We start from the raw sequence: 18,047 nt of genomic DNA, 5'->3' as shown, positions 1-18,047 counted from the left end.
TTATTTATTTTCAAACAATTGTGTTTTTCTGTGAAAACTCATTAACTTTTGAAATAGTATATTAATAATGATCAATATAAATGTAAGTAATTCTTTAGGGTTTCTTGAAATAACGAACTATATTCTATCTAAAGCACTTGCCAATTCTACTGGTTTGAAAGGCTTGCTAATGTATTCATCCATACCTACTTCGAAGCATTTATCCGCATCTTCTTTCATTGCATTTGCTGTCATTGCAATAATTTTTATGCCTTTTTTGACATTATTTTCTTTTTCTATTTTTCTGATGCAGCTTGTTGCTTCAAGTCCGTCCATTTCTGGCATTTGAACGTCCATTAAAATCACATCATATTTATTATTTTTAAATTTTTCTAAAGCTAATTTTCCGTTTTCGGCAACTTCAATTTTGTGTCCTAATTGTTTCAGTACAAAAATTGCAACTTGCTGATTTACCAGATTGTCTTCAGCAAGAAGAATAGAAAGTTGTTTTCCGATAGAGGTTTGTTCTTTGTTTACGGTTTTGTCCAATTCGTATGGTGGAACTTTACCTTTTTTTATTTTTACGGTAAACCAAAATGTTGAGCCTTTACCTAATTTGCTTTCAAGTCCAATTTCGCCGTCCATCATTTCCGATAGCCGTTTGGAAATCATCAAACCGAGGCCTGTTCCTCCAAATTTTCGCGTAATGGTAGTGTCTGCCTGAGAAAACTCTTTGAATAGTTTTTTTTGTCCTTCCTTCGAAATACCTATTCCTGTATCAACAATATTGAATTTTATATAATGATCTTCATTAATATTTTTAATCTTTTCTACAGAAAGTTTTACACATCCCTTTTCTGTAAATTTTATTGCATTATTCAATAAATTTATGATGATTTGTTTTAATCTTACCGGGTCGCCTTTGCCATACAGAGGAATGTTTTTGGCAAGTTCGAGCTTTAGTTCAACTCCTTTTTGTTTTGCTTTCAAATATAGGAGTTTAATTGATTCGTTCACAACATTATGAAGACTGAAATCTATGTCTTCTAATTCTATCTGCCCCGATTCAATTTTAGAAATATCTAATATATCGTTAATTATTGTTAACAAATTATTTGCAGAATAGTCAATTATATTAACCAATTCCTTTTGTTCTTTGTTTAAGCTTGTTTGCTTCATCAAATTTGCTGTTCCAATAATTCCATTCATTGGAGTGCGAATTTCATGGCTCATATTTGCAAGAAAAGCCGATTTTGATTTAGTTGCTTTCTCTGCTTTGTCTTTTGCAGCCTTTAGCTTTTCTTCAGATTTTTTTCTTTCGGTAATATCTCTTACAATTGCAAGAATGTATTTATTTGAATTGGTTTCTATCACTTTTAAACTAATTTCTGCATCGAAGGGAGTTTTGTCCAATTTTATGTGTTTCCAATAAAAGAACTGAGATTTTTCGTTTAGTGCTGCAGTAATTTTTTTTTCGGCTTTAAGCAATGAACTTTCTCCGTCTGGTTGTTTTTCAGGCGAGAAAATATGTGGTTGTTTCCCGATAATATCTTCTCTTCGGCAACCAAACATATCTAATGTCTTATCGTTACAGTCAATGAAATGGTCTTTATCCATTACAAAAATTGAATCGTTTGCCTGAGAAAAAATTGTACGATATTTTTGCTCGCTGATTTGAATTTTTTCGTTGCTCTCTTTTTGTTCCGAAATATCGCGGATAATACCAAGAACATTTAAGTCGTTTTTCAATTTCAATGAAGAAAATGAAATATTAATATAGAATTGTTTTTTGTATTTATCAATTGCAAGAAGTTCGCGGTCTTTTCCAATATATTTGTTTGTTCCTAATGATTGAAATTTTTCAAATGCTATTTTAAAACTCTGATAATCATCATTATGTACCAATAGATTATTAATATCTTTTCCGATTATTTCATTTTTCTTATACTTAAAAATATGTTCTGATGCTTTGTTCCAGAATTTTATTTTTCCACAACTGGTAAGTAAAATTATGCTTTCGTTTGCAGCAGAAGTGATTCCTTTAAAGATTTCTTTACTCTCTGTTACATTTTGTTGCGATATTTGAAGTTCAGCTATAGTTTTTGCATATTGTATATTGCTTTTTTCCTTTTCTTGTATCAATGATTTTAACTCTTGTTTTTGTACAAAAATCTCAAGAAATACTTTTATTTTTCCTAATAAAATTGAGCTATTAATGGGCTTTATTATGAAATCGACAGCACCACTTTCTATGCCCTTTATTACATATTCTTCTTTGGTGTAAAATGCTGAAAGAAAAATTATTGGTAAATGCTTTGTTCTTTCATATATTCGAAATTTTTCAAGTAGTTCATATCCTGACATCTCAGGCATTTGAACATCGAAAATTGCAACAGCAAAACTATCATCAATGTCATGTTTTAATGCCTCAAAGCCAGACATAGCTTCAATTATCTCAATATCTAATGCTTTAAGAGTATTTCTTAATAATACAATATTCTCAACCTTATCATCTACAATTAGTACTTTAGGTTTCATCATCAATACTCAATAGTTTAACTAAATTCAAAAAAAACAATTGACAATATTACAAATAATATTAAATTTTATTGTTTTTATTAAGTCTAAATCTTTAAATTTTGTATAGTAATATTGATTTTTATCAATTTGCATAATATAATTGATTATAATAGAGAGCATTATACTTAAGATAATATTTTATGTAAATATATTTTAGTTTTAATTTTTATATATATTTGCAAACTTTTTTAAATAATTTTAATAATCGCGTGATGGCGAATTACACTGTAGTTTGAAGTAGCGCACAATGTTTAGTAAATGAAAACAATAGAAATTGTTACTACCGAAAGAAAATCTCTCGGGAAAAAAGAAACCAAAAAACTAAGAAAAGAAGGAAACGTACCATGCGTAATTTATGGCGGCGAGAAAGTAACTCACTTTTATGCACATAAAAATGATTTTCGGCACTTAGTTTATACACCAAATGTGTACTTAGTAAATTTAAAAATTGATGGAAAAGAATGCCGTGCAATTATGCAAGATATTCAATATCATCCGGTTACCGACGAAATTCTTCATATAGATTTTTATGAGATATTTGTAGGTAAAGAAGTAATTATCAAAATTCCGGTAAAATTAAATGGTCTTTCGATAGGAGTAAAAGAGGGTGGTAAATTAGCATTAGAAACTCGTAAATTGCGAGTTAAAGCATTACCTAAGAATTTACCAGATATACTTAATGTGGATGTAACAGAATTGAAATTAGGAAAAACTATTAAAGTTGGCGATCTTTCATTTGAAGATCTTGAATTATTAGATTTCAAGAATTCTGTAGTTTGTTCTGTTAAACTTACAAGGGTAGCAAAAAGCTTAGATGAAGAAACTGAAGGTGAAGAAACTGAAGGTGAAGAAACTGAAGAAGCTACTACAGAAGAATAAAATTCTAAATCGACAATTCATATTTGCAATTTTTGTTATAAATCAATAGTTTTTAGTAATATTTCATAAGTCCAAATATACAAATTTCGATTTGTTATAATAATTTATATTTTGAAATACCTAATTGTAGGTTTAGGAAATATTGGCATTGATTATCAAAATACTCGCCATAATATTGGATTCGATATTTTAGAACAAATCTCGAAACAATCGGATGTAAAATTTCAATCGGCGAGATATGGCGATATTGCTGAAATAAAACATAGAGGCAGAAAGCTAATATTACTCAAGCCATCTACATATGTAAATTTGAGCGGTAAAGCAATAGTCTATTGGCTTAAAAAAGAAAAACTTAGCGACGACAGACTTCTTGTTGTTTCAGACGATTTGGCTTTAAAATTTGGAAAACTTCGTTTGCGAATGAAAGGTGGCGATGCCGGTCACAATGGATTGAAAAACATTAATGAAATGTTAGGGCATCAAAACTATGCACGACTACGATTTGGAATAAGCAACGAATTTACACAAGGCAGTCAGGTAGATTATGTTCTTGGAAATTGGTTAGAAGAAGAAGCCGAAAAATTGCCCGAAAAAATTGATATAGCAAAAAAAATCATATTAAGTTTTGCTTCAATTGGCATAGAAAGAACAATGAATTTGTATAATAAAAAATGAATATGAAACTGAAATTCGCTGATTTGAACACACTTAGTAAAAAATAATTAATAAATAATTTGCTTGTAAGAAATTTTTTATAATTTTGCAAGCCGTTTTGAAAATTGAAATTTAAGAAATAATTAAAATGAAAAAAGGAATTCATCCAAAAAATTATAGACTTGTAGCTTTTAAAGATATATCGAACGGATATACTTTTATTACAAAATCGACAGCCAAAACAAAAGAAAATATTGAAGTAGATGGTGTTGAATATCCACTATTTAAATTAGAGATTTCTAATACTTCTCATCCATTTTATACTGGTAAAATGAAACTTGTTGATACTGCAGGACGTGTTGATAAGTTTATGAATAAATATCAAAAGCATTTAGACAAAAGAAAAGCTCCAGCTCAAAGCAACTAAAACATAGAACGTTGAGCTAAAAATTCAACAACTTAATTTTAGTAAAATTGTTTTCAAGATTCTATCTAATAGAGTCTTTAAACAAATTAATGAGTTTGAAAAATGAAATTTTTCTGAAAAAAAGGGTAGTACAGTTTGTGCTACCCTTTTTTGTTATTAATTATTTAAAGCACTGTTTTTGAAAACAATACATTACTTACACAATAAATTCAAAAAGAAATTCGCACTTTTGCAAAAAAATGAAGTAAGATGATATTATTTAGTGAAGCAATAAAAAAAATTGAGGAATCAATTATTTTGATGGAAACAGAAAAAATTGATTTCAAAAAATCTATAAATAGAGTACTTGCCGAAAGTGTTTATTCAGACATCGAAATGCCTCCCTTCAACAAATCGGCAATGGACGGATATGCCTGCAAAAATCAAGACATTCAAAACGAATTAAAAGTGATAGAAATTATTCCGGCAGGAGTGATACCACAAAAAAATATTGGCAAAAACGAATGCTCAAAAATAATGACCGGTGCAATGATGCCAGAAGGCAGCGATTGTGTTATTATTGTTGAAAATGTTGAAGAAACGGGAGATAATAAAATTAAATATTTGCATAAAGAAACTCGAAACAATATTTGTTTCAAAGCCGAAGACATAAAACAAAACGAACAAATTTTACCAAAAGGAACATTTATAAAACCTCAGCATATTGCAGTGTTGGCAACAACCGGAAACACAAACCTCAAAGTTTACAAACAACCAAAAATTGCAGTTCTATCTACTGGCGATGAGCTTGTTGAACCATATGAAAAGCCAGAAATTTCGAAAATTAGAAACAGCAATGCCTATCAAATAATTTCGCAACTCGACAGCCTTAGAATTAATGGAAATTATATGGGAATTGTTGAAGATACAGAAAAATCGACCTATGATAATATTTCAAAAGCCCTTGAGCAAAACGATGTAGTTTTGCTAACAGGCGGAGTTTCTATGGGCGATTTCGATTTTGTGCCTAAAATTTTAAAGAAATTGAACATAAAAATTCATTTCGATAGCATTGCAGTTCAGCCTGGCAGGCCCACAACTTTTGGCACCCGACAGAACAAATATGTTTTTGGTTTGCCCGGAAATCCTGTTTCATCGTTTGTTCAGTTCGAACTTCTCGTAAAACCATTTCTTTATAAAATGATGGGATATAATTTCGAAGCAACAAACATAAGTTTGAAAATGGGTGAAGATTATTCGAGAAAAAACAAAAAACGAATGTCTTGGATCCCAATTAGTATAAACGAAAACTCCGATATTATTCCCTTAAAATATCATGGTTCGGCACACATAAATGCTCTGACATATGCAGACGGTTTAATAAATGTTCCTGTTGGAAAAACTTCATTAAAAAAAGGAGATTTTGTAAATGTTAGACAAATTTGACAGAAGAATAAACTACCTAAGAATTTCAGTTACAGACCGCTGTAACTTGCGATGCACATATTGCATGCCTGAAGAAGGCATTGATTTGCTTTCGCACAACGATATTTTAAGCTACGACGAAATTGTTGAAGTAGTGAAAGAAAGCGTAAAACACGGAATTGATAAAATCAGAATAACAGGTGGCGAACCATTAGTTCGAAAAGGAATTGTTTCGCTTATTTCAATGATTTGGAATGTTGAAGGAGTAAAAGACCTAAGTTTAACAACCAACGGAATTTTATTGGAAAAATATGCCGAAGATTTAAAACATGCAGGTTTGCAAAGAGTAAATATAAGTCTGGATACAGTTGATCCTGACGGGTTTAAAAAAATTACCAGAGGTGGCGATATCGAAAAAGTTTTCAAAGGAATTGAAGCCGCAAAAAAAGTTGGTTTATCACCGGTTAAAATTAACTGTGTAGTTCTGAAATCTTCGGGCGAAAAGGATGCACAAATGATAAAAAAATATTGTTTGGAAAACGACCTACAATTTCGATTTATTCATCAAATGAATTTATTCACTGGTGAATTTTCTGTTGTGGAAGGAGGAACAGGTGGCGATTGTGGCGTATGCAACCGCTTGCGACTCACAGCCAAAGGAATGATAAAACCTTGCCTTTTTAGCGAAATAGAATATAGTGTAAGAGAGCTTGGAGCTGAAAAAGCTTTAGAACTTGCAGTGGATAACAAACCAAAATCAGGAACAAAAAACAAACATAATAAATTCCATAACATTGGAGGATAAATTGTAAATAGCAACAATGAAAAATAAATAATAATAAAAACTTAGTTCAATGAGAAAATTTACTTTAATAATTTTGATAGCTCTTTTTGGCATAATTTCTCATATTAGAGCCGATGAGGGAATGTGGATACCAATTCTTCTCGAAAAATATAATTATGCCGACATGAAAGCCAAAGGCTTGAAACTTAGCCCAGAAGATATTTATAGTATAAATCAAGCATGTTTAAAAGATGCAATAGTAATTTTCGGACGAGGTTGCACTGGCGAATTAATTTCTGACAAAGGATTGCTGATTACAAATCATCATTGCGGATATGGACAAATCCAATCACATAGTTCGGTTGAAAACGATTATCTGACCAATGGTTTTTGGGCAATGTCGCCAAAAGAAGAATTAATCAATCCGGGACTTACAGTTACTTTTTTAGTTAGAATGGAAGATGTTTCAGAAAAAGTATTAAAAAATGTAACTGCTGAAATGAACGAAACCGATCGACAAAAATCAATTTCCGAAGCAATTGAAGAAATTTCAAAACAAAGCACAGAAGGAACAAATTATAAAGCCGAAATCAAATCATTTTATTATGGAAATGAATATTATTTATTTGTGTCGGAAGTTTATAAAGATGTGCGATTTGTTGGAGCTCCACCATCGGCAATTGGCAAATTTGGTGGCGATACCGATAATTGGATGTGGCCTCGTCACACCGGCGATTTTTCGTTGTTTAGAATTTATGCAAATAAAAATAACGAACCTGCAGAATACTCGAAAGATAATGTACCGTACCAACCAAAAAAACATTTTCCAATTTCGTTGAAAGGTGTAAAAAAAGGCGATTTTACAATGGTTTATGGCTATCCTTACACAACAACCCAGTTTTTGACATCATTTGCCGTGGAACTTAAAACCAAGGTGAACAACCCAAACAGAATAGAAATAAGAGGGAATATTTTAGATATTATGAAAACCGATATGGATGAGAGCGATAAAGTTCGTATTCAATACTCATCGAAATATGCGGGAGTTAGTAATGCCTGGAAAAAATGGATAGGCGAAAACAGAGGTTTGCGAAAATTAAATGCAATAGATAAAAAGCAGGAGCTTGAAAAACAGTTTGTAGATTGGGCAAATTCAAATCCAGCCAGAAAAGAAAAATATGGAAGTCTGATTTCGGAATATGAAAAAATTTATTCAGAAATTGAAGAGTATAGCCAAGCTATAGATTACTTTCACGAAACAGCATTCAGAAGCGAATTATTATTGTTTGCAATGAGATGTAATGAAATAGTGAAGCTGAAAAGCAATTTTTCTGAAGAAAGAATGAAAATAGAAGTGAAAAAATTGAAATCATACTCAAAAAGTATGTTCAAAAATTATAATCAACCAACCGACAAAAAATTGTTTTCAAAAGTATTTCTGAAAATGTTTTCCGAAAATGTGGATAAGAAGTTTCAACCGGATTTTTTCAATAAAATCGAAAAAAAGTATAAAGGAAACTATTCTGAATTTACTGAACATTTATTTGCAAAATCGTTTATGGCAGATGAGCTAAGAGTAAATAAATTATTGGAAAATATTTCAAAATCGAGCCTCAAAAAAATAGAAAAAGATCCTGTATATAAAATTTACAAAAGTGTTGTAAGTGCATATTTGGGAGTTAACGCAAAATTTACTGAATTAAATCAAAAAATCTCGGAGATGAATAGGATTTATGTAGCAGGACTGCGGGAAATGCAAACCAGCAAAACGTTTTATCCTGATGCAAATGCTACGCTTCGAATTACTTATGGCAAAGTTGACGATTATAATCCACGAGATGGAGTTCATTACGATTATTTTACAACCCTAAGTGGAATTATCGAAAAAGATAATCCCGATATTTATGACTATAAAGTTCCGCAAAAACTTAAAGAATTATACGCCGAAAAAGATTATGGACAATATGCCGAAAATGGTAAAATTCATGTTTGTTTTACAGCCTCGAACCATACTACAGGCGGCAATTCCGGTAGTCCGGTTTTAAATGGAAATGGCGAATTGATAGGCGTAAATTTCGACAGAAACTGGGAAGGAACAATGAGCGACATAATGTACGACCCCGACCAATGCCGAAACATTACATTAGATATTCGATATGCTCTTTTCATAATCGATAAATTTGCCGGAGCCAAACATCTGATTGAAGAAATGACTATTGTGAAATAAGGATATTTAATTAGAATATATTGTATTACAGCCTCTAAAACAAATCAATTTTAAAATTTTCAATATTTTTGTAAATAACTTTAAAATAATATGCTAAAAACATGAAATAATGGATATTAAAAATATTAGATTAAAAAATTTTAGAGGTTACAAAGACTTGAAATTAGATTTTAACAAAAATTTCAATCTTATAATAGGCAATAATGGAAGTGGTAAAACTGCTGTTTTAGAAGCTCTTACAGTTGCAATTGGTTCATTCTTTTTGGGTATTAGAAATGTGAATTCCCGACATATTTTGAACAAAGACATTCATATTCATAATTTTGAATACAATGAAGAACATCTTTTTCCGGTAATAATAGAAGCTGAGGGAGAAATAAATCATCAAAAACTAAAATGGACAAGAGAACTAAACGGCTTAAAAAATAAAACAACTTCTATAAAAGCCAAAGATATAAAACGTTTTGCTCAGGACATTGATAATCAAATAAGAGAAGGCGCAGAAATATATTTACCCTTACTTGTTTATTATACCACAGGAAGACTTTTTGATGAAGTCGGTGATAAAGAAGAAAAGCAAGGAAAAACCCACATTGCATCACGGTTTAGAGCATATAACAGATGTCTTGAAGCAAAATCTACTTATAAAATATTTCTCAAATGGTTCAAAGGTAAAGAGTTGTCTAAAAATCAAAAAGGAAAAGATGACATTAACTTCGAGCTTGTAAAAGAAGCAATTATTTCAAATGTTCCTAATTGCGTAAATATTTTTTACGAAATTGACCCTGATAGGCAACAAGGTCTAAAAATTCAATTAGCAGACAAAAGAATTCTTCCTTTTCACTCCTTAAGTGATGGAACTAGAAATTTTTTGGCAATAATTGGTGATATATCTTATAAATGTGTAACATTAAACCCTCATTTAAAAAATAATGCTCTGTTAAAAACAAGAGGAATAGTTTTGATTGATGAGTTAGACCTACATCTTCACCCTGACTGGCAACAAAGAATTATACATTCTCTAAGAAATACTTTCCCAAATATTCAATTTATCGTAACAAGTCATTCCCCTTTTTTAATACAAGAAACAGGTATAAACCAATTAATTATGCTAAAAGATAATTCAGTCGAAAAAATTGGGAGTGCAATAAATTTGAGTATCGAAGATATTGCAGAAGAAATACAATATGTAGAAAATCCTCAATGGAGTAAAACCAGACAAAAAATGTTTGAAGTAGCCGGCGAATATTATAAAGCTGTAAATGAGGGAACTGACACAGATGAAATGAAGGATAAGTTAGATGAAGTAATGCTTCCTTTTGCAAATGATACTGCATTTTATAGTATAATAGAGCAATTAAAAATAAAAAAAGAGCGTAAAAACATTATAGAATGAGACCGGTAGATAAAGGTAAGGCACCAAAAGTTTATTCCAAATATGGTGAGGCAAGGCACGACTTAGCTAAAAAAATTGGTTATTACTGCTCTTATTGCGAGATGAAAGTAATGAATAGTATTGAAGTTGAACACATTTTACCAAGAAATAGAGGCGGGGAAGTGCTCGATTGGAATAATTTTCTTCTTTCATGCAAATATTGTAATACCATAAAAAACGACCATAATGATAATCTATCTGACTATTTGTGGCCTGATATAGATAACACAGATTTAGCATTTAGCTATTCAGAAACAAAAGAAATAAAACCGAAGCATTCCATATCTCATGCACTAAAAACTTTGACTAAAAATTCAATTAAATTAATGGGACTTGACCGCCTTCCAGGTGGAGAAAATAGCCCTACGGAATCTGATACTCGATGGCGTTCGCGACAAATGACATGGAATTTAGCAAGATTAAGTTACAACGATTGGAAAGAAGCACCAATACTGCAAATGGCAAAACAAATTGCAAAAACCTCACTAAATGGCCATTATTCAATTTGGATTAGTGTATTTAAAAATGAGCAAATAGTTTTAGAAGAAATTGATAATTTATACTTTGATATAGGTTTGTATAAAATGTTTTCTCAAACAGCAGAAAGAAAGATAAGAACAAATGGAAATCTGTAAATTAAGCATATCAATGTGCTTGATGTAATTTTTTTTAGTTTTGATACAAAGCTCCAAGTAAACTAAAAAAAGGTTATAAAATCAAGTATAAAACATTAACACTTTGAATTATAAATTAAAAAAAATAGTTTTCTTAAGCAGTCTGATTTTTTTTTGTACTATGAACAACAGATGTAAAAATGAAGCAGATTGGTTCTCTGTAGAAAAAATTGATAATGAAACCTTCATAATTTTCGAAAGCAAAAGTTCTCAACAAAATGTTAGCTATTTAATTGTTGGAAGCGATAAGGCAATTCTGTTTGATTCGGGCACTGGCGAGAATATTTCACACGACAGCCTAAAAATATCTGAGCTTGTTAGAAAATTGACAAATGTACCAATAGACCTGCTTCTATCGCATTTTCATTTCGATCACACACAAAATATTCATGAATTTGATAAAATAGCTTTTCCTGATCTTGAAATTTTGAAAAACAAAATTTCAAACGATAGCATATATCATTTTTCTTTTTCTGAAGTATTGTCTGATTTTCCAAAGAAAGTTAAATTGAGCAAATGGCTGCCGGTAAATGAAAAAATCGATTTAGGAAGCAGAATTATTGAAATAATTCATACCCCCGGTCATTCTGCCGAATCAATTTCAATAATTGACAATGACAGAAAATATTTGTTTACCGGAGATTTGTTATACAATGGACTGTTGCTGATAGATGATATAAACGAATACGAAAACAGCCTGAAAATTTTGATAGAAAAAACTAATCCGGATTTCAAAATTTTTGGAGCCCATGGCAAACCAGAGATGCGATATAAACGATTGAGCAGAGCTTTTGATGCAATAATTCATTTTCAAACAGATAGTTTCAAAGCACATAGTCAAATCGAATTTTTTGGTCATCAGAAAAATGTGTATGAATACAAAGGAATTACTGCTGTAAAAAACTATAAAGAAATATTTTTGAAACCTTCAAATGAATAAATAATGGAAAATATAAATATCAGAACAAATGGGAGAGGAAATGCCTGGCCCATTCCTCTTGGCAAAGAACATGCTTTTTATAATCAAAACCAATTTGAAGAAATTGCAAATTCTTCCTTTTCAATAATTTCTCAAAATGGAGAAGAAAATGAAAGCGAAAAAATAAATTGGGAGGTTCTGATAGATGCAGGACATGGAATAATTCAATACTTAATTAAAGAGAATAATCGCATTCCTGAAGCTCTTTTTCTTACTCATCCACATATCGATCATACAATTTCTACCGACTGGATAGTTCAATCTTACTACAGATATAACAAGAAGAAATTCCCTGTTTACGCTACAAAATTATGTTGGGAATTTACTTTAAGGTCTTTTTCGCATCTTGAAGATATGGTTGAATTTCATGAACTAAAACCAGGTATTGAAACTTCGGTTTCGGAAATTGAGAATATGAAACTTACTGCATTTCCTGTATATCATGGCGACAATGTGCTTGGTTCGGCAATGCTCGTTGTTGAGATAGAAGACAAAAAAAATGATAAGCATAAGGCAATTTTTTCAGGAGACCTTTTGTGCCCTATTCTCCGAAATATAGATATAGATTTTTTGTCAGATGCAAAAGTTATTTATGTCGATTCTAACAACCGTTTTCCGAGTATTCAAACAAATCATTGGAGCATAACTTCAAACGAACCAAATAGCAAAGATATTTCTAAAAAGTTAAGCGATTATAAAAAGGATTTATCCTATACTCGTCTAATTTCGCCTCACTTAAAAAGAAAATTTGATTCTGAAACATATTCGTTTTTCGAATCATTTCTTAAAGAAAATATTATTAAAACAAATGTCTTTATGAGTGTTTTTGAATTTTTGCAAGAGTTGAGAATTGAAAACACTATGCTCATTCATTATAGTGGAAATGAAGATATGAAAAACTATAATCAGGAAGTTTTGGGTGAAGACGATTTATTAAAATGGACAATAGAAGAAGCAAAATTATATAGAATAAAATCTAAGTTTTTTGTTCCTAACATTGGTCATATTTTCAAACTTAACAATTAAATAACACAATTTTTCAATGGCAACATTTCTATTTGATAAAACAGTTTTTGGTCCAGTAATTAGCAGAAGATTAGGAGTTTCGCTAGGCATAAATTTATTGCCAAACGATTCTAAATTTTGTAATTATAATTGCATTTATTGCGAATGCGGTTGGACAAATTCTCAAGACAAATTCAAAAAAAACTTACCTTCACGAGAAAAAGTAAAACTTGAGCTAAGCAAAAAGCTAGCTGACATGAAGCAAAATCAAAACAATCTTGATGTTATAACTTTTGCCGGCAATGGCGAACCAACAATTCATCCTGATTTTGCTGAAATAATTGACGATACTATCGAAGAGCGAAACCAACATTTTCCGAATGCAAGAATTGCTGTACTCTCGAATGCAACAATGATAAAAAACCAAAAAGTTTACGATGCTCTGCACAAAGTCGATGACAATATTCTGAAAATAGATAGTGCATTTCAGGAAACTAACCTATTGTTTAATAATCCATTGCGGAAATTCGATTTAAAAAATCACATATCGAACCTCAAAACATTCAAGAAGAATTTAACTATTCAAACCATGTTTCTTCACGGAACTTATGAAAATCGAATAGTTGACAATACTACAGAAAAAGAAATAGCGGCTTGGATAGATATTATTAAAGATATTAAACCTAAACGAGTCATGATTTATACCATCCATAGAGACACGCCAAGCTCAGGGCTCGAAAAAGTCCCCATTGAAAAATTGAACCAAATAGCCGAAATGGTTCGATTATTAAATATTGAAGTTCAGGTTTCGGGATAATTTTCGATTTTTCGTAAATTGTAACTATAAGAATAGTCAATTGTTGTTATCAAAAATTTTGGTATATTTTGAAAGCTTAAACTTGAATTTTTCAAAAACTCTGATACAGATTACTATGATTATCACACATTTAATTTGATTATAAATATAGAAATCTACAGCAAATTTCATTTTTGCAACTTCCTGAATTTAGCTCAAGTTTGTCGTTAAAAAAAATCGTCCTATATTTATAGCACTAATATTGATTTAATTATTGAGAAAAAATGAAAAAGTTAATAGTGATAGTAGGCATCTTTGTAAGCATCTATAGCTCATACTCACAAACACAATTATTATACGACAGTTTCGATAATTCATCGAATTGGGTTTTTACAGGCGATTGGGGTTTGTCAACAATGAATTTTATTTCGCCACAATATTCTATGAGTGAAAGTCCGAATGGCAACTACCAAAATTTAGTTTCTACAACAGCAACTTTAGCAAATAGTTTCGATTTGGATGGAGCATTCGATTGTTTAATTGAGTTTTATGCACGATACGATATTGAATTAGGTTTCGATTTTATGTATCTCGAAGCATCGTCAGACGATGGACAATCATGGGATGTCGTAACTACATTTAATGGTGTTGATACAGTTTGGGTAAAATATACATTTTCGCTTGCCGGATTTGTTGGAAATTCGGATGTGAAAGTTCGTTTTCGTTTTGTTTCCGACCAGGGATATTTCACAGACGGTATGTATATCGATGAGCTAAAGATTACAAGCTACCCGATGGATATGACAGCACCATTTATTATTCATCAACCTCAAGCTCATTACGAAGGCTCATTGTACGACCATACTGTTGTAGCAGAAATCATTGATATTTCTGGAGTGTTTAACACATATTTATTTTATTCGGTAGATGGAGTTCCTGCAGCCCAAACTGTTCAAGGAATAAATACCAACGGAGACAATTATTTATACACAGTTCCACAACAAACGCCCGGAGCTTATGTCGATTACAGAATTGTTGCAACCGACAATACAGATAGTTTGAATACGGATACCTCTGAAGTTTTCGAATATATTGCAGGAAATTATATTGGTTATGACAATGCCGAAGTCGATTTTGTTACATCAGTAGGTTATGCTCCCACATCAGCCGAAAAAAAGGCAGCTGTGAGATTTTCTTTAAACGGAAGCACAGATTTGGTTAATGCTCTAATTAGAAATTATACCGATATAAACCGGCCAAATGACACAATGATTGTTCATATTTGGGCAGAAAATGCGGGAATTCCAGGAGCCGATTTGATTGAACCAATTAAAGTTTTTCCAGCTGCAAGTTTAGAATTTCCTCACCAAATTACTACAATTGACTTAAGGCCATTTTCAGATTCTTTAGCAGGAATTTCAGGAGATATTTTTGTTGGATTCGAAGTAGATACTTTTCCTCAAGAAGTTTGGCTAAACCAGACAACTCCAGGAATTGCAAACCGTTCATATATTTACGGAAGTTTTTTCTTTCCGAGTGCCTGGATGCTTGTAAACGATGATTTTCATTTCAGAGTTGTAACATCGCAAGTTGCTGGAGCGCCTATAGCCGATTTTTCCTTCCTTTCGAACAACGATCCTATAATCAATTTTACCGATGCCTCTTCGGCAGTTCCAACAAGCTGGTTCTGGGATTTCGATGATGGATTTACAAGCACTGATCAAAATCCAAATCATGTTTTTCCTTTCAACGGAACGTTTAATGTTTGCATGACATCAGGAAATTTTGCCGGCGACAATACAATTTGCAAAATAGTTACAGTAAACAATTGTGTTGTACCCACAGCAGGATTTATTTTCGATCCTATTAACGATCCAATTGTAAGTTTTACTGATACTTCAATTGATAACCCAACTTATTGGGAATGGGTTTTCGATGATGGAACATACAGCTACGAGCAAAATCCCATACATCACTTTAGCACCAATGGAAATTTTAATGTTCAATTGGTTGCTTCAAATGGAATTGGAAGCGATACTGCTTATAGTACAGTTAGTATTGTTGGAAATACTCCACCCACAGCTTTATTTTCTATTGATACAAACTCTACTCCAACAATTTCTTTTACCGATTTATCAACTGATTATCCATTAACATGGAGTTGGAATTTTGGCGATGGCACAACAAGTACGGAGATAAATCCTGTTCACACCTACAGCACTAATGGAAGTTATACTGTTTGTCTTTTTGTTTACAATAATTTTGGTTCTTCCTCATTTTGCGATACCATTGTTGTAGATATTTATACTGCACCTATTGCGCATTTTGCCTACGATGCAAGCAGTATGCCAGCCATCTATTTTGTTAACGAAATTTCTAATTCTACAATAAATTCGGCAGACTCATGGATTTGGGATTTTGGCGATGGAATTACAAGCTATTTTATGAATCCTGGACATGTTTTTACCCAAAATGATACTTTTATTGTATGCTTAACTGCCGATAACCAAATTGGTGCCAACACATTTTGCGATACCATAATTATTGATTGTTATATTCCCCCAACTGCCGGATTCTCTTACATTTCAACAAATTCGCCAACCATCGAATTTTATGATGAGTCGAGCGATTCCATTACAAATTCGCCAACACAGTGGACTTGGGATTTTGGAGATGGTACAACGAGCAATATACAAGATCCTGTTCACACATTTCTAACAAATGGCACTTTTATAGTTTGTCTGACTTCGGCAAATATGGAAGGAAGCGATACTTTTTGCGATACTATACAAATTAATATTTACTCTGTCCCGGCTGCAAATTTTACAAATAATACTAGCAATTGTCCAATTGTGCAATTTACAGATATGTCGCAAGGAATACCAACATCCTGGCTTTGGGATTTTGGTGATGGCAACACTGGAATTGAAGAAAATCCATTGCATACTTACTCTCAAAATGGAACATATAATGTTTGTGTAACTGTAACAAACTCTGAAGGTAGCGACAATCTATGCGTAACAAATTCAGTAGTCATAAATTGTTATACCTTTCCTATTGCCGATTTTTCATACAATAATTCAAATTCGCCGGAAATTGAATTTTTTGACCAATCAAGCGATTCAATAATTAATATACCCGACTCATGGACTTGGAATTTTGGAGATGGAAACTCCTCGAACGACTTAAATCCTATTTATACATATTCTACAAATGGAAATTATGAGGTATGCTTGATTGTAGAAAATTCATATGGCGACGATACTCTGTGTCAGACAATTGAAATTGATGCATATTCTGTACCTGTTGCCGATTTTGCATATAATCTTGGCAGTTCGCCAAATGTTATTTTTAGCGATCAATCAACAGGAATTCCTGATGAGTGGCTTTGGGATTTTGGAGATGGGAATTCTTCGAATACCGAAAATCCAACACATTCATTTTCTACAAATGGAATTTTTGAAGTTTGCCTCACAGCGAGCAATTATCTCGGGAGCCATATTTTTTGTCAGAATGTCGATATAAATACAAATCCAAACCCATATGCAATTTTTAGTTACGAATATTTGAACGACACTTTGGTGAAATTTACAGACCTATCAACAAACAATCCTGATGAATGGCAGTGGAGTTTTGGAGATGATTCAGTAAGTGTTGAGCAAAATCCAATTCATGGTTTCATTGGTGACGGCACTTATAATGTTTGCCTGACTGCAACAAACCCCGATGGATCAAGTTTGCCCTATTGCGAAAATGTAATAATTTTTAATACTTCAGTTTCAGCAATAAATACTTCAGATTTTTGTGTAATATATCCGAATCCCATAAAAACCAAGGCATTTATATTCCTAAAAAATATGCAGAATTTTGAAGAAATAAGTTTCGATATTTACGATATAATCGGGAAAAATCAAAAAATTGACTATTCGATTTACGAAAATAAAATTGAAATCAATAGAGGAAATTTGTCAAGCGGCACATATTTATTTAAAATAAAATCTCAAAACAGTGTCCTGAAAACTGGGAAATTGCTTGTTCAGTAGTTTTTGTTTCATAGGGTTTTTAAAATTCATATTCTTTATTGTTGGATATACCGGAGCAAGCTGACCCCCTCCGAGCGATAAAAAAAATGTTGTTTTTCTGAGTGAAATTTGTCTGTCATTCCGGCAGATGTTGACCCCTTTTTTGCGGCGGCGGCTTTCGAGAAACGGAGCATGTTGACCC

The 18,047-nt window shown here is 31.9% G+C and carries 13 protein-coding genes; 12 read left to right on the top strand and 1 reads right to left on the bottom strand.

The genetic code is table 11. The features are described 5' to 3' along the window. Positions 1-117: 117 nt before the first annotated feature. The gene (locus tag HN894_04930; protein MBT7142662.1) at positions 118-2,520 is read right to left on the bottom strand and encodes a response regulator; all 2,403 of its coding nucleotides are present in this window, start codon (positions 2,518-2,520) and stop codon (positions 118-120) included. 297 nt (positions 2,521-2,817) lie between these two features. On the opposite strand from HN894_04930, the gene HN894_04925 reads away from it, so the two are divergent. From HN894_04925 to HN894_04870, 12 genes are all read left to right on the top strand, one after another. Next, on the top strand, positions 2,818-3,438 hold the full coding sequence (locus HN894_04925) for a 50S ribosomal protein L25/general stress protein Ctc (protein ID MBT7142661.1): 621 nt from the start codon (positions 2,818-2,820) through the stop codon (positions 3,436-3,438). Positions 3,439-3,549: 111 nt separating this feature from the next. Continuing rightward, positions 3,550-4,113, top strand: coding sequence for an aminoacyl-tRNA hydrolase (locus HN894_04920; protein MBT7142660.1), 564 nt, complete (start codon positions 3,550-3,552; stop codon positions 4,111-4,113). Between the two features lie 127 nt (positions 4,114-4,240). Continuing rightward, positions 4,241-4,519 carry a type B 50S ribosomal protein L31 gene (locus HN894_04915; GenBank protein ID MBT7142659.1) on the top strand — a complete coding sequence of 93 codons (279 nt, stop codon included), beginning with the start codon at positions 4,241-4,243 and terminating at the stop codon, positions 4,517-4,519. Positions 4,520-4,768: 249 nt separating this feature from the next. Then, a complete protein-coding gene (locus HN894_04910; protein MBT7142658.1) occupies positions 4,769-5,944 on the top strand; it encodes a molybdopterin molybdotransferase MoeA in 1,176 nt (391 codons plus the stop codon). Then, positions 5,928-6,728 (top strand): radical SAM protein, encoded by an 801-nt coding sequence (locus HN894_04905; protein MBT7142657.1) that lies wholly within the window; start codon positions 5,928-5,930, stop codon positions 6,726-6,728. Before HN894_04910 ends, HN894_04905 begins: the two co-directional genes overlap by 17 nt. A gap of 49 nt (positions 6,729-6,777) precedes the next feature. Continuing rightward, positions 6,778-8,934: a S46 family peptidase gene (locus tag HN894_04900; protein MBT7142656.1), complete on the top strand. Its 2,157-nt coding sequence runs from the start codon at positions 6,778-6,780 to the stop codon at positions 8,932-8,934. A gap of 109 nt (positions 8,935-9,043) precedes the next feature. Further along, a complete protein-coding gene (locus HN894_04895) occupies positions 9,044-10,330 on the top strand; it encodes an AAA family ATPase (protein ID MBT7142655.1) in 1,287 nt (428 codons plus the stop codon). After that, the gene (locus tag HN894_04890) at positions 10,327-11,004 is read left to right on the top strand and encodes an HNH endonuclease (GenBank protein ID MBT7142654.1); all 678 of its coding nucleotides are present in this window, start codon (positions 10,327-10,329) and stop codon (positions 11,002-11,004) included. Before HN894_04895 ends, HN894_04890 begins: the two co-directional genes overlap by 4 nt. Before the next feature lie 160 nt (positions 11,005-11,164). Continuing rightward, positions 11,165-11,983 carry an MBL fold metallo-hydrolase gene (locus tag HN894_04885; GenBank protein MBT7142653.1) on the top strand — a complete coding sequence of 273 codons (819 nt, stop codon included), beginning with the start codon at positions 11,165-11,167 and terminating at the stop codon, positions 11,981-11,983. A 3-nt stretch (positions 11,984-11,986) separates the two neighbouring features. Beyond that, on the top strand, positions 11,987-13,048 hold the full coding sequence (locus HN894_04880) for an MBL fold metallo-hydrolase (protein ID MBT7142652.1): 1,062 nt from the start codon (positions 11,987-11,989) through the stop codon (positions 13,046-13,048). A gap of 16 nt (positions 13,049-13,064) precedes the next feature. Next, positions 13,065-13,844, top strand: coding sequence for a radical SAM protein (locus tag HN894_04875; protein MBT7142651.1), 780 nt, complete (start codon positions 13,065-13,067; stop codon positions 13,842-13,844). 263 nt (positions 13,845-14,107) lie between these two features. Further along, the gene (locus tag HN894_04870; GenBank protein ID MBT7142650.1) at positions 14,108-17,866 is read left to right on the top strand and encodes a PKD domain-containing protein; all 3,759 of its coding nucleotides are present in this window, start codon (positions 14,108-14,110) and stop codon (positions 17,864-17,866) included. Positions 17,867-18,047 lie beyond the last annotated feature (181 nt).

The organism is Bacteroidota bacterium, assembly GCA_018692315.1.
Classification (GTDB): Bacteria; Bacteroidota; Bacteroidia; order Bacteroidales; family JABHKC01; genus JABHKC01.
This window is presented reverse-complemented; position numbering and strand designations above follow the sequence as displayed.